The organism is Zhihengliuella alba (assembly GCF_039538765.1).
Lineage (GTDB): Bacteria > Actinomycetota > Actinomycetes > Actinomycetales > Micrococcaceae > Zhihengliuella > Zhihengliuella alba.
This window is the reverse complement of sequence record NZ_BAABCJ010000001.1, coordinates 300067-322378: the sequence shown is the minus strand read 5'-3', so window position 1 is coordinate 322378 and position 22312 is coordinate 300067. Positions and strand designations below refer to the sequence as shown.

At 72.8% G+C, this 22312-nt stretch carries 13 protein-coding genes and 1 pseudogene; 6 read left to right on the top strand and 8 right to left on the bottom strand.

Annotated features, from left to right (window positions below; translation table 11 throughout):
• Positions 1-99: 99 nt before the first annotated feature.
• Entirely contained in the window at positions 100-1056 is a 957-nt protein-coding gene (locus ABD784_RS01405; RefSeq protein WP_344878888.1) for an SGNH/GDSL hydrolase family protein, read from the bottom strand.
• A 10-nt stretch (positions 1057-1066) separates the two neighbouring features.
• Positions 1067-2269, bottom strand: a complete 1203-nt coding sequence (ftsY, locus tag ABD784_RS01400; RefSeq protein ID WP_344881231.1) for a signal recognition particle-docking protein FtsY — start codon at positions 2267-2269, stop codon at positions 1067-1069.
• Positions 2270-2313: 44 nt separating this feature from the next.
• Between ftsY and ABD784_RS01395 the strand changes: the two are divergent.
• A pseudogene (locus ABD784_RS01395) lies at positions 2314-3570 on the top strand (MFS transporter); the annotation flags it as partial.
• On the opposite strand, the gene ABD784_RS01390 reads toward ABD784_RS01395, so the two are convergent.
• On the bottom strand, positions 3509-7336 hold the full coding sequence (locus tag ABD784_RS01390; protein WP_344878884.1) for an AAA family ATPase: 3828 nt from the start codon (positions 7334-7336) through the stop codon (positions 3509-3511). The pseudogene ABD784_RS01395 and the gene ABD784_RS01390 sit on opposite strands and share 62 nt — an antisense overlap.
• Positions 7337-7558: 222 nt before the next feature.
• Here ABD784_RS01390 and ABD784_RS01385 point away from each other — a divergent pair, with 222 nt between their 5' ends.
• The 5 genes from ABD784_RS01385 to ABD784_RS01365 all read left to right on the top strand — a co-directional run bounded on the left by ABD784_RS01385 (position 7559) and on the right by ABD784_RS01365 (position 15608).
• On the top strand, positions 7559-9154 hold the full coding sequence (locus ABD784_RS01385) for a peptidoglycan DD-metalloendopeptidase family protein (protein ID WP_344878882.1): 1596 nt from the start codon (positions 7559-7561) through the stop codon (positions 9152-9154).
• A gap of 167 nt (positions 9155-9321) precedes the next feature.
• Positions 9322-10206, top strand: a complete 885-nt coding sequence (locus tag ABD784_RS01380) for an ABC transporter permease (protein WP_344878879.1) — start codon at positions 9322-9324, stop codon at positions 10204-10206.
• A 4-nt stretch (positions 10207-10210) separates the two neighbouring features.
• Positions 10211-11104 (top strand): ABC transporter ATP-binding protein, encoded by an 894-nt coding sequence (locus ABD784_RS01375; RefSeq protein ID WP_344878876.1) that lies wholly within the window; start codon positions 10211-10213, stop codon positions 11102-11104.
• Positions 11104-12915, top strand: coding sequence for a glycosyltransferase family protein (locus ABD784_RS01370; RefSeq protein WP_344878873.1), 1812 nt, complete (start codon positions 11104-11106; stop codon positions 12913-12915). The genes ABD784_RS01375 and ABD784_RS01370 overlap by 1 nt, the downstream gene beginning before the upstream one ends.
• A 38-nt stretch (positions 12916-12953) precedes the next feature.
• A complete protein-coding gene (locus ABD784_RS01365; RefSeq protein ID WP_344878871.1) occupies positions 12954-15608 on the top strand; it encodes a glycosyltransferase in 2655 nt (884 codons plus the stop codon).
• A 132-nt stretch (positions 15609-15740) separates the two neighbouring features.
• Here the strand turns inward: ABD784_RS01365 and ABD784_RS01360 are convergent, their stop codons facing one another.
• The 5 genes from ABD784_RS01360 to ABD784_RS01340 are packed head-to-tail and all read right to left on the bottom strand — an operon-like array spanning position 15741 to position 22312.
• A complete protein-coding gene (locus ABD784_RS01360) occupies positions 15741-17933 on the bottom strand; it encodes a hypothetical protein (protein ID WP_344878868.1) in 2193 nt (730 codons plus the stop codon).
• Complete coding sequence (locus ABD784_RS01355) at positions 17930-19537, bottom strand: glycosyltransferase family 4 protein (protein ID WP_344878865.1); 1608 nt, start codon at positions 19535-19537, stop codon at positions 17930-17932. Before ABD784_RS01355 ends, ABD784_RS01360 begins: the two co-directional genes overlap by 4 nt.
• Positions 19534-20571 (bottom strand): Gfo/Idh/MocA family oxidoreductase, encoded by a 1038-nt coding sequence (locus ABD784_RS01350; RefSeq protein WP_344878862.1) that lies wholly within the window; start codon positions 20569-20571, stop codon positions 19534-19536. Before ABD784_RS01350 ends, ABD784_RS01355 begins: the two co-directional genes overlap by 4 nt.
• Complete coding sequence (locus tag ABD784_RS01345; RefSeq protein ID WP_344878859.1) at positions 20568-21686, bottom strand: DegT/DnrJ/EryC1/StrS family aminotransferase; 1119 nt, start codon at positions 21684-21686, stop codon at positions 20568-20570. Before ABD784_RS01345 ends, ABD784_RS01350 begins: the two co-directional genes overlap by 4 nt.
• Positions 21683-22312, bottom strand: a complete 630-nt coding sequence (locus ABD784_RS01340; RefSeq protein WP_344878856.1) for an acyltransferase — start codon at positions 22310-22312, stop codon at positions 21683-21685. The genes ABD784_RS01345 and ABD784_RS01340 overlap by 4 nt, the downstream gene beginning before the upstream one ends.

The window sequence follows — 22312 nt, the reverse complement described above, 5'->3', positions numbered from 1 at the left end:
GTGAAGTTCACGTGGCGGCCGTGTAACGGGCGCGTTTCGTCGGCGTCCCCGGGAACGGGCCGGGCTGTCGCGCCCGGGTCAGGACCGGACCGGACCGTCTCAGCCGCCGAGCCCCCGACGGTGGAGCATGCGGAGGGTCCGGTCGGCCTTGCGCTTGACCCGGTAGCTCCTCCAGTGCCGTCCCCCGGGCAGCAGCGGCACGAGCGCGGCGGCGAGGAGCCGGGCGAACTCGTCCTGGCCGGCGTGGTTCAGGTGCAGGTCGTCGTAGAACAGCTCGGGCCGGCCGGCGACCAGCGCGGCGGCGTCGATGAACGCCGTTCCGGGGTACATCCGGACGTGCCGACGCACGGCGGCGACCAGGTCGCGGCGCAGGGTCATCACGCGGTCGTAGGTGGCGCGGTCGGCGAAGAGCCTCCGCAGGTACTCCGACTTCGCGTACGGTTCGTCCCGCATCGGCGACGTGGCCAGGACCAGGTTGATGTGGAAGGTCCGGCGGATGGTGCGGACGACGTCGAGCAACTGGTGCAGGGGCTCGAGATCGGCGCCGGTGACCGGTGCCTGGTACTCGCCGTCGGTCACCGGCACGAGCGGGGAGTGCCGCTCCGTCCGGGTCCAGTAGCCGCCCTCGCGGTCGAGCACGTCGGTGTCCGACTGCGGGACGAAGAGCACCACGGTGTCGTTGGGACGCAGCAGGGGCACGATCTTGTTCAGCAGCACGTTGATCAGCTGCAGCGTGGTCGCACCGGAGTAGCCGCCGTTGAAGCACCGGTGCACCGGTCCGCCGTCGCGCAGGCGGCGCTCGACCTGGGAGACGAAGCGGCGGTCCTCGTCCGCGTACATCGACTCGACCAGGGAGCCGCCGAGGAAGTAGACCGCCGGGCCCCGCAGACCGGTGTTGCCGGTCTGCAGGAACCCCTGGCGGTCGGTGTGGGCACGGAACGGACCGCGCGCCAGCGTCCCGTCGGTCCGCCGGCGGTACCGGTCGGCCGGCTCGTGCCAGACGTCGCGGTTGGGCGTCTGCTCCTTGAGCCGGATGAACCGCTTGCGCGGGGGCACGGCCGGTCGCTCAGTCCAGCAGCGCGTCGACGAAGTCGCCGGCCTCGAACGGGGCCAGGTCGTCGGCGCCCTCTCCGAGGCCGACGAGCTTCACGGGCACGCCGAGCTGGCGCTGGATCGCGACGACGATCCCGCCCTTCGCGGTGCCGTCGAGCTTGGTGAGCACGATGCCGGTGATGTCGACGACCTCGGCGAACACCTTGGCCTGGTTCAGCCCGTTCTGGCCGGTGGTCGCGTCGAGCACCAGCAGGACCTCGTCCACCGTGGCCTGCTTCTCGATGACCCGCTTGATCTTGCCGAGCTCGTCCATGAGTCCGACCTTGTTCTGCAGACGACCAGCGGTGTCGACCATGACGACGTCGACCTCCTGCTCCATCCCGGCCTTGACGGCCTCGAACGCGACCGAGGCCGGGTCCGCGCCGTCGACGTCGCTGCGCACGGTCGGCACGCCCACGCGGGCGCCCCAGGTGGCCAGCTGCTCGGCGGCGGCCGCGCGGAACGTGTCCGCGGCGCCGAGGAGCACGTCCTTGTCCTCCGCGACGAGGACGCGCGCCATCTTGCCGATCGTCGTCGTCTTGCCGACGCCGTTGACGCCGACGACCATGACGACGGCGGGGCGGCCCTCGCGCCGGTCGGACGCGATCGAGCGGTCCAACTCGGGGGCGAGCAGCTTGATCAGCTCCTCGCGCAGGATGGCGCGGACCTTCTCGGGCTCGCGGAGGCCCTCGACCGTGACCCGCTCGCGCAGGTTGTCGACGAGCTCCATGGTCGCGTCCGTGCCGAGATCGGCGAGGAGCAGCGTCTCCTCGATCTCGTCCCAGACGTCCTCGTCGATCCGGTCCTGGCTCAGCAGGCGGAGCAGGCCCTTGCCGAGGGCGTTGTTGGACTTGACCAGGCGGGCGCGCAGCCGGGCCAGGCGGCCCAGCGCGGGCTCGGGCACGTCGAGCGGGACGGCCTCGACCTCCGGCTCCTCGACCGGCACCTCGGTCTCGACCGCGTCGGTCTCGACGCCGTCGGTCCCGGCGGGCGGGGCGGCCTCCGGCGGGGCTTCGGTGGCGGACGCTCCGGCGCCGCCGGCAGGGGGATCGTTCTCGTCGCGGGTCGTCGGGTACGTTCCGGGCTTCGTCTTGCGGCCGCGCAGCAGGAAGGCGACCCCGATTCCGAGGCCGAGGACCACTACGACGGCGACGACGATGGTCAGGATCAATTCGATAGGCACCCGTCCAGCTTACCGACCACGCCTAGACTGGGCGGGCCATGACCACTCCCGCGCCCTCGCCCTCCCCCGTCAGACCCGCCATCCCCGTCGAGATCCGCGTCCTCATCGGCGCGGCGTTCGTGATCGCGATCGGCTTCGGGATCATCGCCCCGCTGCTGCCGCAGTACGCGGCCAGCTTCGGCGTGTCCGTGACCGCGGCGAGCGTCATCGTCTCGGTGTTCGCGTTCACGCGTCTGCTGTTCGCTCCGCTCTCCGGGCGCTTCACCGATCGCCTGGGCGAGCCGGTCGTCTACGTCGGCGGCGTGCTGATCGTCGCGGTCTCCACGATCCTCGTGGGACTCGCCGGCAGCTACGAGCAGCTGATCGTCTACCGCGCCCTCGGGGGAATCGGATCCACCATGTTCACGGTCTCGGCGATGTCGCTCATCGCCCGGCTCGCGCCGCCGGAGATCCGCGGACGCATCTCCGGGCTGTACGCCACCGCGTTCCTGCTCGGCAGCATCGCGGGGCCGGTGGTCGGCGGGCTGCTGGCCGGGTTCGGCTACCGGGTGCCCTTCTTCCTGTACGGGGGCGCGCTGGTGGTCGCAGCCGCGATCGTCCACTTCTCGCTGGCCCGCGTCCGCCGCCGGGCGGCGCTCGCGAGCGCCGACGGGGAGGCCGCGGGCGCGACGCCGGCCCCCGTGCCCGCACTGACCGTCCGGGAGGCGCTGGGCTCCCCCACGTACCGGGCCGCGCTCGTGTCCGGGTTCGCGAACGGCTGGACGAACTTCGGGGTGCGCGTGGCGATCCTGCCGCTGTTCGTCGCGCATGTCTTCACGCAGCACAGCGCCCAGCTCGCCGGCATCTCGCTCGCGGTGTTCGCTGCCGGCAACGCCGCCGTGCTCACGTTCTCGGGCCGCGTCACGGACCGCTACGGTCGGCGCGGACCGGTGATCGTCGGTCTCGCCGTGGGGTCGCTGGCCATGGGCGCGATGGGCTTCACCGAGAGCGTGGCGGTCCTCATGGCCCTGTCCGTGGTGGCCGGCATGGGCATCGGTTTCATGAACCCGGCGCAGCAGGCCGCGGTGGCCGACGTCGTCGGGCAGGGCCGAAGCGGCGGGAAGGTGCTCGCTGGCTTCCAGATGGCCACGGACCTCGGGGCGATCATCGGGCCGGTGCTCGCCGGCTCGCTGGCCGACCTCTGGGGCTACGAGTGGTCCTTCGGCGTGGCCGGCGCGGTCGGGCTGGTCGGCGTCACCGCCTGGCTGCTGGTTCCGGCGCGCCCAGCGGCTCCGCCGACTCCTCGGGATGCGCAGCCTCCGCAGGACGGACGGGCCCGGTCGACGGGGCCGACTGACGGCCCGCGGGGTGACGATCGCCGGCGTCCCGGTCCTCCGGCTCCGGATCGGTCCGCGCCAGGCGCTGACTGATCACCTGAGTGACGCCGTCGCCCCGCATGCTCACCCCGTAGAGTGCGTCCGCGACCTCCATGGTCCGATTCTGGTGGGTGATGACGATCAACTGGCTGGACTCGCGCAGCTCCTCGAAGATGGTGATCAGGCGCCCGAGGTTCGTGTCGTCGAGGGCAGCCTCGACCTCGTCCATGACATAGAACGGGGAGGGACGCGCCTTGAAGATCGCCACCAGCAGCGCCACCGCCGTGAGCGATCGCTCGCCGCCGGAGAGCAGCGAGAGCCGCTTGACCTTCTTCCCGGCCGGGCGGGCCTCCACCTCGATCCCGGTGTTGAGCATGTCGTCCGGGTCCGTCAGCACCAGCCGGCCCTCGCCGCCGGGGAAGAGCCGGCCGAAGACGCGCTCGAACTGTGCCTCGGTGTCCGCGTAGGCGGCCGCGAAGACCTCCTGCACGTGCTCCTCGACGTCGCGGATGATGTCCAGCAGGTCCTGTCTTGACTTGTTGAGGTCCTCGAGCTGACCGGTGAGGAACTTGTGGCGCTCCTCCAGGGCGGCGAACTCCTCGAGCGCCAGCGGGTTGACCTTCCCGAGGGCGGCGAGGTCGCGTTCGGCGCGCTTGAGCCGCTTCTGCTGCTCCGCCCGGTCGTAGGGGGCACCCGCCGGCACCGCGTTGCCGTCGTCGTCGACCTCCTGGCGGAGCTCGGCCCACTTGTCCTCGGACTCCGGCACGGGCACCGGGACGTGGGGGCCGTAGGTCTCGACCAGATGCTCCGGGGTCAGACCGAGCTCGTCGACGGCGCGCTCCTGCAGCTGCTCGACCCGGAGGCGCTGCTCCGCGCGGGCCATCTCGTCGCGGTGGGCCCGGTCGGTGAGCCGGGCCGCCTCGGCGGCCAGCTGCTCGACGATCCGCCGCGCGTCGCCGAGCTCGGCCTCCAGCCGGCGGCGGGTGGCCTCCGCCTCCTCGAGGCGGACCTGGGCAGTCTCCAGGGAGGCGGCCACGAGCCGGTCGCCGTAGGACGCGGCTTGCGCGACGGCGCGGGCGGCGGCGGCCTGGCGGGCGCGGATCGCGGCGCGCCGGGCCGCCTCCTCGCGGGCGCGGCGCTCGGTCTCCGCGGCGCGGCGAAGCGACTGGATGCGCCCGTTGAGGTTGGAGGCGCGCTCCTCGCCGCTGCGCAGGGCCAGGCGGGCCTCGACCTCGCGCTGGCGCGCGGACGCCGCGGCAGCGTTCAGCCGGTCCCGCTCGGCGCTGGAGGGCTCTGCCTCGTCGGCCGGTTCCTCCTGCGCGGCGTCGAGCCGGACGGCCAGGTCCTCGAGCGTCTCGAGCTCGCGGCCGATGCTCTCCTGCGCGGCCGCGGCCTGGGCCTCGAGCCGCTCGTTCTCGGCGTGCGCCTGCCGCAGGGTCGCTGACAGTCCCGCGAGCTCGCGGCTGATCGTGGCGTTCCTGGAGTCGGCGCTGCGCTGGGCCTCGCGGGCCTCCTCGGCGGCGTCCTGGGCGGCGCGCAGCTCCTGGCGCAGCGCCTCCATCCGCTCGGCCAGCTCGGCGTCGCCGGCCCGGGCGGAGGCGAGCTCGCCGTCGATGGCCTCCAGCTCTGCCTGCTGCTCGATCAGCGACGGGGCCTTCGCGGTGCCGCCCTCGATCGTCCCGACGGTGACGATGTCCCCGTCGGCCGTGACGGCACGGACGCCCGGTGCCGCGCTCACGGCGTCGAAGGCCCCGGCCAGATCGGGGACCACCACGGTGTCCGCCAGCAGGTGCCGGACGGCGAGCGCCACGGCCGGCGCCGGGGCGACGACGTCCATGGCGGACCGTGCCCCGGGGACGGCCGTGGTGGCCAGCCCAACGGGCTGCGGCCCGGAGTCGACCCCGGCATCGCCGGGGACGTTCTGCTCCGGCGTCTCGTCCTCCCGGTGTGCACTGCCCTGGGCTGGCCGCCGGGAGGCGTCCTTCCCGGGCGCGTCGGCGGCGCGGAGCAGGTGGAGTCGTCCGGTCTGGTCGTGCTTGACCTGCTCGACGAGCGTGCGGGCCGCCCCCGAGTCGGCCACGAGGGCCTCCGCGTATCCGCCGAGGGCGGCCGAGACGGCGGCTTCCCAGCCGGGCTCGACGCCCATGTGCTCGGCGAGGCGCCCCTGCAGCCCTTCGGGGGCTGCGGCGAGGACGTCGGCGCTGGCGTCGCGGCGCACGAGCGCGGCCTGCAGCGCGTCCCGGCGGGCCGCGAGCCCGGCGATCGTCCCGTGGCTGTCGCGCAGCTCGAGCTGGAACTCGTCGCGGCGGGTGGAGAGCTCGCCGACCCGGGCCGTGGCGGCGTCCAGTGCCTCCACGTGGGATTCGTCGCCGGTCTCCTGGTGGGCCGCCTGCTGCTCCAGGATGGTGAACTCCTCCTGGGCCCGCTCCCGGCGGTCGGCAGCCTCGCGGGCGGCGGCGCGGAGCCTGTCCCGCTCGCCTTCGGCGGCCTCCACCCGGCTCCGGGCCGCGGCCACCTGGCCCGCCAGCCGGGCCAGGCCCTCGCGCCGGTCCGCGGCCGCCCGGAGCAGCGTGGTCAGGCGCTGCTCCTCGGCGGAGGCCTCCTCCTCGGCCGCCCCGCGCTCGGCGACGGCCTCCTCGAGGGCCTCGGCGTACTCCTCGTTCTGCTCCTGCAGCTCCTCGAGCTCCTCCGCGAGCAGGTCCGCCTGCTCGGTGAGGCGGTCGGGGTCGCGGCCGCCGTCGTCCTCGGCGTCGTCGGACTGTCCGAGGAGACGGGCGCGCTCCCCGGCCAGCCGGGCGAGCGAGCGGAAGCGCTCCTGCGTCGAGCCGAGCTGGTAGGCGAGATCGCGGGCCGCGTTCGTCGCCGGCGTCGCGTGCGCCGCCTCGGCCTCGAGGGCGGCGAGCTGGCGCCGGGCTGCGTCGAGCCGGGCGTCGACGTCGGCCTGACGGGCCTTGACCTCGGCCTCCTCGGCGAGGTCCTGGGTCAGCGCCTCCTGCAGGGTGACCAGGTCGTCGGCCAGCAGACGGCACTTGGCATCGCGCAGGTCGTACTGGACGGTCTGGGCGCGGCGGGCGACGGCGGCCTGCTTGCCGAGCGGGGTGAGCTGACGCCGGATCTCGCCGGTGAGGTCCTGCAGGCGGGCGAGGTTGGCCTGCATCGCATCGAGCTTGCGGAGGCTCTTCTCCTTGCGCCGGCGGTGCTTGAGGATGCCGGCGGCCTCCTCGATGAAGCCGCGGCGGTCCTCGGGGGTGGCGTGCAGGACGCGGTCCAGCTGGCCCTGGCCGATGATGACGTGCATCTCGCGGCCGAGGCCGGAGTCGGAGAGCAGTTCCTGGATGTCCAGGAGCCGGCAGGGCTCGCCGTTGATGGCGTACTCGCTGCCGCCGGCCCGGAAGAGCGTCCGTGAGATCGTGACCTCTGAGTACTCGATCGGCAGCGCTCCGTCGGCGTTGTCGATCGTGAGCGAGACCTGGGCTCGCCCCAGGGGTGGCCGACCGGACGTCCCGGCGAAGATCACGTCCTCCATCTTGCCGCCGCGGAGGGTCTTCGCCCCCTGCTCGCCCATCACCCAGGCCAGGGCGTCCACCACGTTGGACTTCCCGGAGCCGTTGGGTCCGACGACGGCGGTCACGCCGGGCTCGAACTCGAAGGTGGTCGCGGACGCGAAGGACTTGAAACCGCGGATGGTGAGCGATTTCAGGTGCATGGCGTGGATGCCCTTCGGGGTTCGGTGGGTGGGTGCAGGAATCGCCAGCGCGCGGGGGCCGGCGACGGGGACGCGGTACCCAATTTACCGGTCCCCCAGTATTTTCGCGGGAACTCTGGCGGTCGAGTCCGCCCCGTTATAGCCTCGTGATCAAAGCTAGGGCTCCGAAGGATTCGGTCACCGATCGGATCGCCACGAGGCGTCCGCGTCACCGGGGGAATCATGGCATCTGCTGCACGGGCGTTCGATCCTCTTGTCCAGGGCAGGCGCGCCGCGCGGCACCTGTCCGGAACGGCCGGGAGGGCCCGCTCGGCGGGTGCACCCGAGGGCACCCAGGCGCCCGCGGGCCCGGAGCTGGTGATCGCGCGGCACTCCATCTCGGCCCGCGGGGACCGTACCGCCCTGGCACCCGAGCCGGCCATCGGCCCGCCCGGCACCGGCGCACTCCTCCCCCGCCGCGTCCAGCGCCGGCGGCTCCAGCACCGCCGGCTGCAGCGCGCCCGGCTCCGGCAACGGAGCGTCCAGGGCATGGCCATGGTCGCCATCGCGGCGCTGGCGGTGCTCGGCGCCGGCGGCAGCACGCTCACCGCTGCCTCGGCCGAGGAACGGCACATCGGATCCGTCCCGGTGGCGGACGTGGTGGCGACGGCGTCGGCGGGGCCGGTCGGCCACGGACGGGTCGCCCCCGTCGTCGTACCCCTGGGGTCCGGCGGCGATCCCGGCACCCTGACCGCCGCCACCCGCGGCGGCCCCGAGGTCTCCGCGGACGGCAGCGCCGCCGACGGTGAGTCCGTGGTCCGCGCGCTCGACACCGTCCAGCTCGTGGGGGCCGCCGCCGGCCTGCCGGGCGGTCTCCGGTTGGCGCACCCAGTGGCGAACTTCAGACTGACCAGTCCGTTCGGCTGGCGCAACAACCCCACCGGGCCGGGCCGGCACATCCACATCGGCCAGGACTACGCGGTGCCCTGCGGCGCCCCCGTCCGCGCGTCCGAGGCCGGCACAGTGGTCCAGTCGGCCTGGGCGGGCCACTCCGGCTACCGCGTCCGCATCAGCCACGGCCACGGCATCGACACCGCCTACAGCCACAACTCCGTGCTGATCGCGAAGGTGGGAGAGCAGGTCGAGCAGGGACAGCTGATCGCCCTGGCCGGGACCACGGGCAACTCCACCGGCTGCCACGTCCACTTCGAGGTCTACCGCGGTGGGAAGTGGACCAATCCGGCCGCCTACGTGCCGCGCGTCCCCGGACAGCCCATCCCCCTGACGCCCGAGGAGCTGGAGCGCATCCGAACCGCCGACAATCCCCCGCGCGGCGCCGACCCGACGCAGGGGGCGTCCGACCGTCCAGTGGTCCCCGCCGGTTCCGCGCGGCCCGACCCGGAGTCGACGCCTCCCGCCCGCTCCCCGGACCCCACGCCGCCGGCGCCCAAGCCGGGCACCCCCTCCGGCACGCCCTCGCCGAGCGCCCCCGCGAGCCCCGACCCGACACCGACGACGCCGGGGACCCCCGCCCCCTCCAAGCCGGCACCCTCGACTCCGGCGCCGTCGACACCACCGGCATCGTCGGCCCCGCCGAAGACTCCGGTGCCGACGACTCCGCCGAGCACGCCGGCCCCGTCCGATCCAGCGCCCGCGGAGACCGCCTCCGGCAGCCCGTCTCCCTCGCGCTCCACAACCCGGAGCCCGGCAGCCACCGAGTCGGCGCCCGCGGCGAAGAGGACTCCGGCCACGGACGCCGCTCCGTCGTCCGCACCCGTGGAGCGGACGTTCTCCACCGTCGTCGACGCAGCGGAATCGCTGACCGGCCTGGCCCCGTAGCGCAAGCGGCCCGGCGTCCACCGGTCGGCCCGACGGGGCCCTTTTCGGCTCAGTCCTTTCTCAGGTTGTGACGGACTCCTCCGCCTGCGCGCGAGTCCTCCGACTCAGCGGACCTTGTGAGGCTCTAAAGTAGAACGAGCACACAAGCGAAAGGCGTCAGCGAGCACATGACGGAACAGGTCACGCCGATCGGCGGCATCAAACGGGTCCGGGTCTCACCCCAGGGTCTCGTCAAGGTCGGCGCCCGGCCCGGATTCTTCGAGTACGTTCGCCAGATCTGGCAGTTCCGCTCGTTCATCCACTTCGACTCCCGCTCCCGCATCGCCACCGGCAACAGCGACGACGCCCTGGGCCGGATCTGGCTGGTCCTGAACCCGATCCTCAACGGCGCCACGTACTTCTTCGTCTTCGGCCTCTTGCTGAACACGGGCGACAAGATCCCGAACTTCATCGCCTACCTGATCATCGGGACATTCATGTTCCGGTTCACGACGGGCGCGATCACCCAGGGCGCCCGGGCCCTGAACAACAACCAGTCGATGATGCGCGCGTTCAATTTCCCCCGCGCCACGCTGCCGCTGGCGGTGAACGTCCGCGAGTTGATGTCCCAGGTCATCGTCATCGCCACCATGATGGTCCTGATCCTGGCCATCCCGCCGCTGGAGGAGATCACCTGGCTGTGGTTGCTCATCGTCCCGGTGGTGATCGTCCAGTTCCTCTTCAACCTGGGCCTCAGCCTGCTGCTGTGCCGGATCGTGACCCGGTTCCCCGACGTGGTGAACCTGATCTCCTTCGGCACCCGCATCTGGCTCTACCTCTCCTGCGTCTTCTTCTCGCTGGAGCGCTTCGAGAACAATCCCGCGATCTACCAGGCGATGCAGCTGAACCCGCTCTTCTGCGTCCTGGACATCACGCGCGACATCCTGCTCTACGGGAACGTCCCGGGCCTCGAGCGCTGGACCGTGCTCGGCGTGTGGACCATCGTCCTGTTGATCGTCGGATCGATCGCCTTCTGGAAGGCCGAAGAGTCCTACAACCAGGAAAGGGCCTAGCGGCATGACGGAGCAGAACCTCGAGCAGGGCGTCACCGAGGACGCCGCCCGGAGCGACGCGCCGGGCCTGGACCGCGACGTCGCCGTCGTCGTCGACCACGTGTCCATGACCTACAAGGTCCGGGCCAAGGAGGACGACGCCCGACGCACGCTCCGCCGCCGCGCGCAGGACTTCATCGGGACCACCACGGTGGACGTGCACGCCCTCAAGGAACTCACGTTCGTGGCGCACCGGGGCGAGAGCGTCGGCGTCATCGGGACCAACGGCTCCGGCAAGTCCACGCTGATGAAGATCCTGACCGGCCAGATCAATCCGACGAGCGGCACCGTGCACGCGACCAGCACGCCCGTCATGCTCGGCGTCAACGCGGCCCTGCAGCCGCAGATCTCCGGCAACGACAACATCACGCTCGGCTGCCTGGCCATGGGCATGACGCGGAAGCAGCTCGAGGCGAAGCGGGAGAGCATCATCGCCCTCGCCGGACTGCAGGACTCGATCCACCTGCCCCTGAAGTCCTACTCCTCGGGCATGTCCGCGCGCCTGCAGTTCGCGATCGCCACGTCGATCGACCCGGACATCCTCATCATCGACGAGGCCCTCAACACCGGTGACGCCCAGTTCCGGGAGAAGACCCGCCAGCACCTGGACTCCCTGCGCGGCCAGGCCGGCTGCGTCTTCCTGGTCAGCCACTCCCTCGGCACCATCCGGGAGATGTGCAGCCGGGTGCTCTGGATCGAGCGCGGCGAGCTGATCATGGACGGCGATCCGGCGGAAGTCACCGAGCAGTACAACTCCTACGCCGGCCAGATGGGCCGCGGACGGGTCAAGCGCCCCCGCCAGCAGCGGGACGCACTCAAGAAGCAGCTGGTCAGGACCGAAGTCGTGTGGAGCCCGTAGTGGCCCGGCCCAACGCCGCCCACTTGCCCGCCGGCGTCCGGAAGATCGCCCGCGCCGGCCGGGCCCGCGCCCTGCGCGCGAAGGACCGCGCCACGGACCGCGCCACGCTGCTGGCGCTGCGCGCCGCGATGCCGGCATGGCGGGAGAGCATCCCGGAGAGCGCCTGGCCCGCCTTCGGGCCCCGCGACAGGCGCGCCGTCGCCGACGTGGACGACCCGGTCTCCTATTTCCTGCCCCTGACCGAGGCGTGGCGGCTGGGACCTGTCCTGCGGGCGGACGCCCGCAACAGCGTGGTCCTCCTCCTCGCCGCAGCGGGACGCCCCCCGGCGCTCCCGGCGGCGGAGCGGGCCCGGTTCTTCGTCCTCGTCTCCGTGGACGGCTCCGACATCCCGACGCCGCCTGAACTGCCGCGTGGCTCGCGCGTCCTGCGCGTACCCCAGCCCACCGCCGGGCAGTATCTGGCCCTGCTGAACTCCTGCGCGGCCGTGTGGGCAGCCCACGACGGCGACGAGGAACGGCTGGCGCCGTGGATCCTCGCCTCGCGGCTGGCCGGCGTCCCGGTCCGCCGCGTCGTCCCGGGCGCGCGGCCGGTGCCGCAGCCGCGCTACCGGGACGAGCCCGGCTACGGCGGCGGCCCCTGGGGTGCCCAGCGTCGCCGCACGCGCCTCGATGTCCTTCGGGAGCTGTCCACCGCGACCGCCGGCCCCTCGTCGGCCCCCGGCGGGGACGACGGGGACACGGCCGGCCCGGGGGCGTCGCCGGCCGACGAGCAGAACGCGTCGAGCGCGGCCGGGTCTGCCGAGGCCGACGGTCCGCCGCGCGCACTGGTGCGCGAGTCCCGGCGGATCCTGCTGGCCGGGCACGATCTGAAGTTCACACACGAGATCGTCGCCGCGCTCGAGGCGGGCGGACACGAGGTCCTCGTGGACCAGTGGGAGGGGCACAACCGCCACCGGACCGACCGCTCCCGGCAGCTGGCGGCCGACGTCGACGTGGTCTGGTGCGAATGGGCGCTCGGCAACGCCGTGTGGTTCACCCGGAACGTCCCGGCCTCCACCCGTGTGGTCACCCGCTTCCACCTGCAGGAGATCCTCACCGACTTCCCCCGCCACATCGGGTTCGAGGGCGACCGGCACATGATCTTCGTGGGCGAGCACGTCCGCCGCGAGGCGAACCGGCACTTCGGCTGGGCACGCGTGAAGTCCAGCACCATCACGAACGCCGTGCGTGTCCCGGAGCAGGCCGCCCTGGGCGACCCGCACCGGATCGGCATGGTCGGGGTAACCCCGGCCCGCAAGGGCCTGGCGACGGCGCTGGACCTGCTCGAGGAGCTGCGCGCCGTCGACCCGGACTACGTGCTGCACCTGAAGGGCTACCGTCCGACCGACTACGCGTGGTTCCGCGAGCGCTCCACCGAGCAGGCCTACTTCCAGGAGCAGTACCGCCGGATCGAGCAGTCGCGGTTGCTCCGCGGTGCGGTCCACTGGGACGGGTACAGCGCGGACCTGGACCCCTGGTACGCCGAGATGGGCGTGGCGCTCTCCACCAGCGACTTCGAGTCCTTCCACTTCACGCTCCCCGACGGCGCCGTGCGCGGGGCCGTACCCCGCTCCATCGCGTGGCCGGGCAGCGACCTGCTCTACCCGCAGCAGTGGCTGGCGGCCGACGCCGCCGAACTGGCCGAGTCGATCCTGCCGCTGCGCGACCCGGAGGTCCACGCCGCCGCGGTCACGGAGGCCGCAGCCTACTGCCGCGCCCGCTACGCGACGGACGTCGTGGTGGAGCAGTTCGTCGGCGCCCTGCTCGGCTGACACCGCCCATTCACCGCACACGGGATGAGGAGCAACGGATGACCCACGGGCAGCGCCCCCACATGGCGATGCTGGTCGGCAACCTGGTGGTCGGGGACTCGCGGGTCCTCAAGTCCGCCGAGAGCGCCGTGAAGGCCGGCTACCGCGTCACGATCGTCGGCGAGCGGAACCGGACCGTGACTTCCTTCGGCGCGCACGAGGACATCCCGGTCTACCGCCTCGCCATCCCGTTCGAACGGACCATCCGCCACCAGGCCGAGGTCGCGTTCGGTTCCGCCTCCAACGCCTGGCGGTCGCGACTGCTCGGGGCCATGCTCGGCGAGGACGACGTCGATGCGGACGCCGTCGAGCGCCGGCACCGCCGGCCCGCTGCGACGAGCGCGCCGCTGACTCGAGCGGCCCTGGCAGCGCGGAGGGCGTTGACCGCCGACGCGCTCACGGGCCGGGCCGGGCCCCTCGGCGGGGGCCGCTACCGCCGGCTGTGGCCGCAGATCGAGGACTACGAGGAGGCGTTCCTCCGGGCTCTCGTGGCGCTCGAGCCGGATCTCGTCCACGTGCATGACCGGCACCCGCTGCCCGCGGCCGACACGTACGCGGCCTGGCGCGCCGAGCAGGGACGCCCGGTCCGCTGGGTGTACGACGCCCACGAGTGGCTCCCCGGCGTCCACTTCGCCGGCGGCCCGGCGGCCCGCGCGGCATGGCTGGCCGCAGAGCGCGACACGATCCGCCGTGCCGATGCCGTCATCTCCGTCTCCGACGAGCTCGCAGACCGCATGCAGCGCCGGCACCGGCTGCCGGAACGCCCCGCCGTGGTGGTCAACGCACCCTCCGCCGGACGCCACCCGATGGAACCGGCCGACCGCCGCACGCTGCGCGAGGAATGCGGACTCGACGCCGCGACCCCGCTGCTCGTGTACGTCGGGAAGCTCTCCGAGTCGCGCGGCATCCTCGACGCCGTCGCGGCCCTGGCGCACCTGCCGGGCGTCCACCTGGCGTTCGTCGCGAACCGGGACCCCCGGCTGCGCGAACGCCTGCGCGCCGCGGCGGCCGAGCTGGGTGTCGCAGACCGCGTGCACCTCCACGACTACGTCCCCGCCCGCCATGTCACTTGGTACGCGTCCTCCGCCACCGTGGGGCTGAGCCCCCTGCATCCGACCACCGCGCACGAGGCCGCGCTCCCGACCAAGATCCGCGAGTACATCCAGTCCGGCCTGCCGCCGGTGGTCTCCGACCTCGCCGCGCAGGCCTCCTTCGTCCGCGAGCACGGCATCGGCACGGTGCACCGCCCCGCCGATCCCGAGGATCTGGCCCGGGCGGTCTCCGAGGCGCTCGACGGCGCGGGCCGGTACCGGGAGCGGCTGACCGAGGACTTCGTCCGCGGGCACACCTGGGAGGGCAGCGAGCCCGTCCTGCAAGCGGTCTGGAGCGGGCTCCACCGGGTCCACGCGACCGGCGCCGCCAGCGACCCAGTCCACGCGACCGGCGCCGCCAGCGACGCGAGGGATGCCGACGACGGCGCCACCGCCAGTGCCGAGGCGCCGGCCGGGGACGTCCCGCCGCCGCGGTGCCTCGTCGTCGGACCGGCCACGCCCGGGGTCCGGACGGTCCTCACGGTCGCCGCCGATCTCGCCGGCGACCCCGCCGACGACTCCACCGACGACTCCGCCGACGCCCAGAGCCGTCCGCCGTTCGCGTCGATCGCGCGGCCCGCCGCCCCGGAACGGGCCGACCTGCACGGCCAGCTCGATGGCCTGCCCGAGGCCGCCGCCGTCGTCGCCGAGATCGCCCGCGGAACGCGATCCGTGGTCCTCGGCGACGCGCTCCCCGCACTCAATGGGCACGCCGGCTCACCGCTGGCCGAGCGACTGGTCCTGGAGGCGCTGGGTGCCCGCACGGCCGCCATCCTGGATCCAGACGCCCTCTACGCCCGGGCCAGGCTGCGCGCGGCGCACCCGGCCCACCCACTGGTCGAGCTCGACGGTGCCGGCGCAACCCGCTACGACCAGCAGACCGCTCGCACCCGCGAGGGCCTGCGGCACGGACAGTGGCCCGTCCTGACCTGGGGCGAACTAGCAGCCCGCCAGTTCCCGGAAGCCGTCTGGCTTCCCTATCCGGCACCCCGCGCGTGGTCCGCGACCTCCGGGTGGTCCGCAGCGGACGATCCCGCAGCCGACGATCCCTCCGCGTCGAGGGCGCCGGGCTCCGGACCGGACGTCGCCGACGGAGCGGCCCGTGTCCTGATCGCCGGCGTCCGCCGTTCGACCGCCGAGAACCGGCGTCTCGCGGAGGCGTCGGCGGCCTGGCGGACCGAGGGGTGCCACGTCGTCGAGCTGCCCGCCTTCACGCCCGGGTCCGCGGTGCCCCAGGCGCTGCTGGAGTCGATCGGCGGCCGCACGGTGCTCGTCGACGCGCTGGCCTCCGGGGAGCCGTCCCCGGTCGCCGTCATGGCATGGGCCCACGGGCTCACGGTGGTCGGCGGGACGCCGCATCCGCTCCGGGAGGATCTGGCCCGCACCGCTCCCCTGCTCGTCACCGACCTGGACGCCCTCCAACAGACGGTGCTGCGGGCGGTCGCCGATCTCGCGGACCAGGCGGCCGCGCAGGACCGCCGGGCTGCGGCACTCGACTATGTGGAGCGAGTCCACCGGCAGGAGTTCCTGACCCGGCTCAGCCGCGCCCTCGGCACGCCCTGACCGCTCGGCCGTCCTCTGCTGACCGACCCCGCTCTGCTGACCGCACGGGACTGATCAGCGACCACCGGGCGGCGGGCGCCGGCGGCGGCACCGGCTCAATGCGGCCGGCCCGCCGTCCGCGCACCTAGCCGTTCAGGAGCGGGACGCCGGCTCCCGGTCCTTCCCTACGGCGTCGTTCCGCACGGCGCTCAGAAGGCTCTCCAGCCGGTCGATCCGGGCCGTCCAGCTCTCGGTGACGCGCGCGCTGCGGATCGCGTCCGTGTAATCGTGCCGGCTCATGGTCTCGAGGGTCTCGGCCACGGAGGCGGCGGACCGCTCGCAGACGGCTCCGATCCCGTTTGACTCGACGAACTCCGCGATCGCCATGTCCCGGTAGGTCAGCAGCGGGAAGCCCTTCTCCAGCATGCTGACGGTCTTGTACGGGAAGGCGAAGCGCGCGTACTCGCTGTCCAGCAGCACCGTGCCGATGGTGGCACCGTCCCGGGGCGTGTAGACATCCAGCTCGTCCGTCGTGATCGAGACCCGCGGGTCGTCCTCGAGGCCGTGCGCGGCCAGGAACCGGACCAGGTTCTCGACCTCCGCCGGGCGGACGAGGAAGTCGAAGCGGAAGCGGTCGGCCGGCAGGGAGATGATCGCGCGCAGGTAGCTGTCCATCGCGTAGAACGATCCGACGCCGCCGGCATAGAGCAGCGTGGTCGTCTCCGAGACGCTGGCGTGCGGTCTCACGGCGTTGGCCGCGGCGACCGCCGGGGGCATGGCCGCCCAGCGGTACTCCGTGTCGTCGTGCCCGGCCAGCATGCCCTTGAAGCCCTCGGCCGAGGCCTCGCAGGGCGCCAGCAGCAGGTCCGTCCCGTGTCCGGCGATCGAGAGCTCGCGGAGCCCGCGCTCGACGAACTCCTGTTTGCGCTCGGGATCGTCGAGGAAGTCGGCGTCCTTCTCGAGCCAGTGCAGATCGCGGACGAACCAGGCGCTCCGTCCGCCGGCCGCGCGGAAGGCCGCGAACAGGCGCTCGAGTCCGTCCAGTGTGGTGTCGAACGGAATGGGCGACGTCGAGTTCTCGCCGTAGAGCAGACCCGCCGGCCGTCCCTCGCGGAGCAGCCGGAAGATGAGGTCGGTCCGGCGCTCGAAGACCTTCGGCGTCGAGTAGACGCGCACGGCGGGACCGCGCTCGTCGAGGGCCTCGGCCATGTTCCGGACGCGCTGCGGGCGCGCGCCGTTGGTGCGGTCCTCCAGCGGGGAGGTCGAGAAGAACACGTCCAGCGGGCCCTCCGACTCGAGGGCGCGCAGTTCCTCGTGCAGTCGCGGCACGGGCCGCTCCATGGTCCGCCGGAGCGCGACCATCGGGTCGACGTCGGCGGCGGAGGCGACCGCCGCGGGCGCCCCGCCCCCGGCGGCGCTCTCGGCGGACCCGAGCATCCCGTCCAGGAGCTCCCCCATCCGGGCGCCGCGGCCGGTCCGCTCGAATCCGGCCCGATCGGCCCAGTAGCCCATGCCGATGGTGTCCTCGACGATGAACCGGTCGCGCGTCTGTGGTGCCAGGAGCGCGTCGGCGAGTGTGCTGTGGTCCCGGGAGACGCCGATGAGCACGGCGTGGGTGAAGCCGGCCAGCCGCGTGCTTGCGATGTCGTCGAACCGACGGTTCCGCTGTGCGTCGCGCAGGCGGTACAGGGAGGCGGCCGAGACCGCCTCGGCCGTTCCCCCGTGACGTTCCGCGACAGCGTCGAGCATGGCGCGGTAGGCGTCCACCCGGGCCTCGGGCATCCCCTCGGGGTGGAGCACCGCGACCCGCGGGCCCTCGGCCGACGCGGCGGCGCCCGGTCCCAGCAGCGGCCGCAGGCTGCCGACGGGCCGTTGCACGTGCAGGAGGTGCGCGCTGTTGGAGCCCTTGGCCAGCGCCTTGTCGAACTCGTACTCGTCCTCCAGGAGGATCCGGCCGGTCGCGCTGGTCAGGGCGGCGAAGTCCTCGGCGAGGACAGGGCGGGCCGAGGAGAAGTCGAGGTCGCCGCGCCACAGCAACGGGGTGAAGGCGCGCTCGCAGTGCCGCGCCATCGCGCCACCGGCGGCCAGGCCGGAGGCGACGACGTCGTCGTACTCGCCGCCGTCGACGAGGAGCTGGTAGAAGCTGTTGAGCGCGTTGCCGGTGCTGCGGTAGCTCCAGGTGCGCACCCACTCGGGGACGACCTTGGCCGGGTGGTAGGCACGGCGGCGCAGCCACTGGGCGCTGCGGGTGTCGAACACGTCGACGGTGTGGCCCGCGTCGTCGAGCACGTCGACCCACAGCGCCTCGGCCGGGCTCATCCCGGACGTGAGCAGGAGGATCTTCATGACTGGCTCCCTTCGCTGACGGCGCCGTCGTCCTGTCCGGTGATCCCGAGCAGGCGCAGCTCCTTGCCGATGGTGGCCTCGGGGCCACTCTGGCGGGCGACGCGCTCGGCTGCTGCGGCGGACATCCGCAGGAAGCGGTCCGGGTCCTCGAACAGCCGGACCAGGCCCGCGACCATGGCGTCCGCGTCCTCTGCCGGGGCGAGCACGGCGCAGTCCTCGTCGACGAACTCGGGGATCGCGCTGACGGTGTTGGTGACGGGGACGAGGCCGCTGGCCATGGCCTCGTCGCGGGAGACGCCCTGGGAGTCCAGGCGGCTGGGGACCAGGAAGACACCGTAGTCCCGGTGCAGCAGGGCGATCTCGTCCTGGGAGGCGAAGCGCCGCTCGACCGTGACGTTCGGGTCCTCCTCGAATGCGGACTCGAAGCCGCCGAAGTGCCGCCCGTCGCCGATGATCCGGGCCTCGATGCGGTCCCAGTACTCCGTCTCGCGGAGCTTCTTCAGGACGTCGACGGCGATGTCGCTGCCGTAGTTGAGGTTGCTGGCCGAGCGCACCCAGAGCAGCTTGAAGCGCTGCTCCGGGTCCTTCGGAAGGTAGCGGAAGAGCTTGGTCTCGATGACGTTGTGGACCACCTCGTAGCGGGAGGCCGGGTAGACGAGCTCCATGTCCTCCTGGGAGGCGCGACGCCACCAGTCGGAGACGAAGACGAATTTGACCGGACCCCACGGGTGCGCCAGGACCTCGCGCCAGAGGCCCTGCCGGTCGACGGTGTCCGCGATCGCGGCGTCGACCTGGTCCGGCGTCCGGTAGTTGTAGAGGGTGCGGATCCAGCGACGCGACTCGAACCCGTGCATGAAGCAGTAGAACGCCTGGCCCTTGAGGCCGTCTTTGAGCTGGTCCCAGATGTAGCGGCCCATGAAGTGGGCGCTGACGCTGCGATAGGTGCGCCGGCGCAGCAGCTCCCGCGCCTCGGCGCCGTCGCCGGTGATGACCGCGACGCCGTCGTACGTGTACACGGACGGCTCGGTCTCCGGGCCGATCACGACGACGTGGACCTGGGCGCCCGCCTCGAGATAGTACTTGATGCGGCGGTGGACGAACCCGTTGCCGTACTCGTTGCCGATGCTCGGGTAGACGTTGACGACGACGAGGTGCGTGCCCGCGGCCGGATCGTCCTCGGGGCCGGCGACCTCCAGGTACTCGTCCACCAGCTCGCGGCTGGCCTCGTCCTGCCCGGCGTCGGCGGGGACTGCGCCCTCGGCGGCCCGGGCGAGCGTCTGCTCGGCGAACAGCCGCCGGCGCAGGTGGGCCGCCTCGAGCTGGAGGTAGGTGGAGACCTCCCCCGCCGTGTAGGTGCTGCCGCGGTTGACGAGCGGGACGTGCGCGTCCGAGAACGCGGTGCCGCGCGCGCTCCTCCGGCGGGCCGGGGAGGCACCGCGCAGGGCGCGGTCCAGGCGGCGCTTCAGCTGGGAGTCCGGCACCAGCTCGAACATCTCGCGTCCGGCGGTCTTGACCGGCTTGGGGAGCCGGCGCGCGGCGCGGCCCACGGCCCCGGCCAGCTGCCGGCCGTTGCGGCGGATCGGTCCTGGCAGCTGCGGGGTCATAGCTGGATGCTCTGGTCGGTGCGGGCGGATTCGAGCATGGCCTCGGCGACGCGGAGGGTGTCGAGGCCCTCGCGCATGGAGACGTGGCCGGTGCCGGTGCCGCGGATGGCGTCGCGGAAGGCCTCGTGCTCGGTCTTGAGCGGTTCGGCCTTGGCGAAGGCGTAGCGGGTGACGTTGCCCTCGGAGACGCCGCGGAAGGCGGAGAGCGCGTCCCATTCGTGGGGGACGCTGCCGTTCTCGTAGAAGGTCAGGTCCGCGGTGACGGTGTCGGCGACGAACGCTCCGCGTTCGCCGGTGACGATGGTCAGGCGTTCCTTCATCGGCGAGAGCCAGTTGACGATGTGGTTCGTGATGACCCCGGAGGCCAGGCGGCCGGTGGCGACGATCATGTCCTCGTGGGGGCGTCCGGAGGCGGTGTAGGTCTTCGCGTTCACGTCGGCGTACGGGGACTGGGCGATCCAGGCGGTGAGGTCGATGTCGTGGGTGCCGAGGTCCTTGACGACTCCGACGTCGGCGATCCGGGACGGGAAGGGCCCCTGCCGGCGGGTGGCGACCTGGTAGATGTCCCCGAGCTCGCCGGCGGCGATCCGGGAGCGCAGCTGCTGCAGGGCGGGGTTGAACCGCTCGATGTGCCCGACGGCGCCGACGAGGCCGGCGGACTCGAAGGCCTCGACGAGGCGGGCCCCGGCGGTCGCATTCTCCGCGATGGGCTTCTCGACCATCACGTGCACCCCGGCGGCGGCGAGCTTCATGCCGACCTCCTCGTGCAGGCCGGTCGGCACGGCGCACATGACCGCGTCGACGCCGTGCTCGATGAGCTGCTCGACCGTCTCGTAGAGGGGCAGGCCGGCGGCCGCGCCGTGCTTGTCCCCGTAGGGATCGGCCACGGCGACGAGCTCGGTCCCCTCGATGGTGCGCATCACCCGGGCGTGGTGCCGGCCCATCATGCCCAGGCCGATCAGGCCCGTGCGGATCACCCGGTGCCCGGCGCCGCCTGCCTCGGTGCTGATGGTGGTGCTGGTGCCGCCGCTCATGCGCCGGCCTCCGCGGTGACGGTGTTCACGGCCTCGACGATCCGCTCCAGGTCCGCCGGGGACAGGGACGGGTGCACCGGCAGGGAGAACACGGAGGCCGTCGCGGCGCGCGTGTTCGGCAGGTCCACGGCGGAGTCGCCGCCCGTCCTGGCGAAGGAGGGCAGCTCGTTGGTCGGCACCGGGTAGTACACGCCCGTGCCGATCCCGAACTCGTCCTTCAGCCGGGCCAGGATCGAGGCCCGGGCCGGGGCGAGCGCCTCCGGCAGGGCCACGGTGTACTGGTGGTAGACGTGCTCGGCGCCGTCGAGGACCACCGGGGTCCGCACGTGCTGCAGGTTCGCGTCCAGGAACGCCGCATTCGCCTGGCGCTGGGCCGTCCACCCGGCGACCTTGGTCAGCTGGACCCGGCCGATCGCGGCATGGATGTCGGTCATCCGGTTGTTGAACCCGATGAGCTCGTTCTGGTACTGGGTCTCCATGCCCTGGTTGCGCAGCAGGCGCATCCGCCGGCGCATCTCCTCGGAGTCCACCGAGACCATGCCGCCCTCGCCGCTGGTCATGTTCTTCGTCGGGTACAGGCTGAACATCGCGAACGTGCCGAACGTGCCCACGGACCGGCCGCCGAGCTTGGCCCCGTGGGCCTGCGCGGCGTCCTCGAAGACCAGCAGCGAGTGCTTCTGCGCGATCGCGGCCAGCTCGTCCATCCGCGCCGGGTGCCCGTACAGGTGCACCGGCATGATCGCCTTCGTCCGCGCACCGACCAGGGACTCCACGTGCGCGGGATCCAGCGTGTAGGTCTCCGGGTCGATGTCCGCGAAGACCGGCGTCGCCCCCGTGAGCGCCACCGAGTTCCCGGTCGCAGCGAACGTGAACGCCGGGACGATGACCTCGTCGCCCGGCCCGATGCCGGCCGCGAGCAGGCCCAGGTGCAGACCCGAGGTGCCCGAGTTCACGGCCACGCAGTCCCGGCCCTGGACGAGCTCGCGGGCGAACTCCTCCTCGAACGCGGCGACCTCAGGGCCCTGCGCGACCATACCGCTGCGCAGCACCCGGTCCACCGCCGCCCGCTCCTCGTCCCCGATGATCGGCTTCGCCGGCGGGATGAAATCAGTCATGGAGTCTCCTCTTCCTTCACGAGTACGTCGCCATCCTGGCGGTAGAGCTCACCGGTGTCCGGGCACACCCAACGGTCCTCGCGGTCCCCGGCTCGCTGCTCGAGCTTGCGCCCGGTGGTGCCCACCCACCCGATCCGGCGGGCCGGGACCCCGGCGACGAGTGCATGGTCCGGCACGTCGCGGGTCACGACGGACCCGGCGGCCACGAGCGCCCACCGCCCGATCCGGACCGGGGCCACGCAGACGGAGCGCGCGCCGATGGAGGCGCCGCGGCCGATGGTGACGCCGACCGCCTCCCAGTCCGCCGCGGACTTCTGGGTCCCGTCGGCGTTGATCGCCCGCGGGTAGGTGTCGTTCGTCAGGACGACGGCGGGGCCGATGAAGACCCCGTCGCCGAGCTGCGCCGGCTCGTAGACCAGCGCGTAGTTCTGGACCTTGCAGTTGTCCCCCATCACCACGCCGGTGCCCACGTAGGCACCGCGGCCGATGATGCAGTTCTCGCCCAGGACGGCGTCCTCGCGCACCTGCGCGAGGTGCCAGATCTTCGAGCCGTCGCCGATGCTGGCCGCCGTCGAGACGTCGGCGCCCTCGGCGGTGAGGAAGCCGGTTCCGCTCTGCTCGCCCAC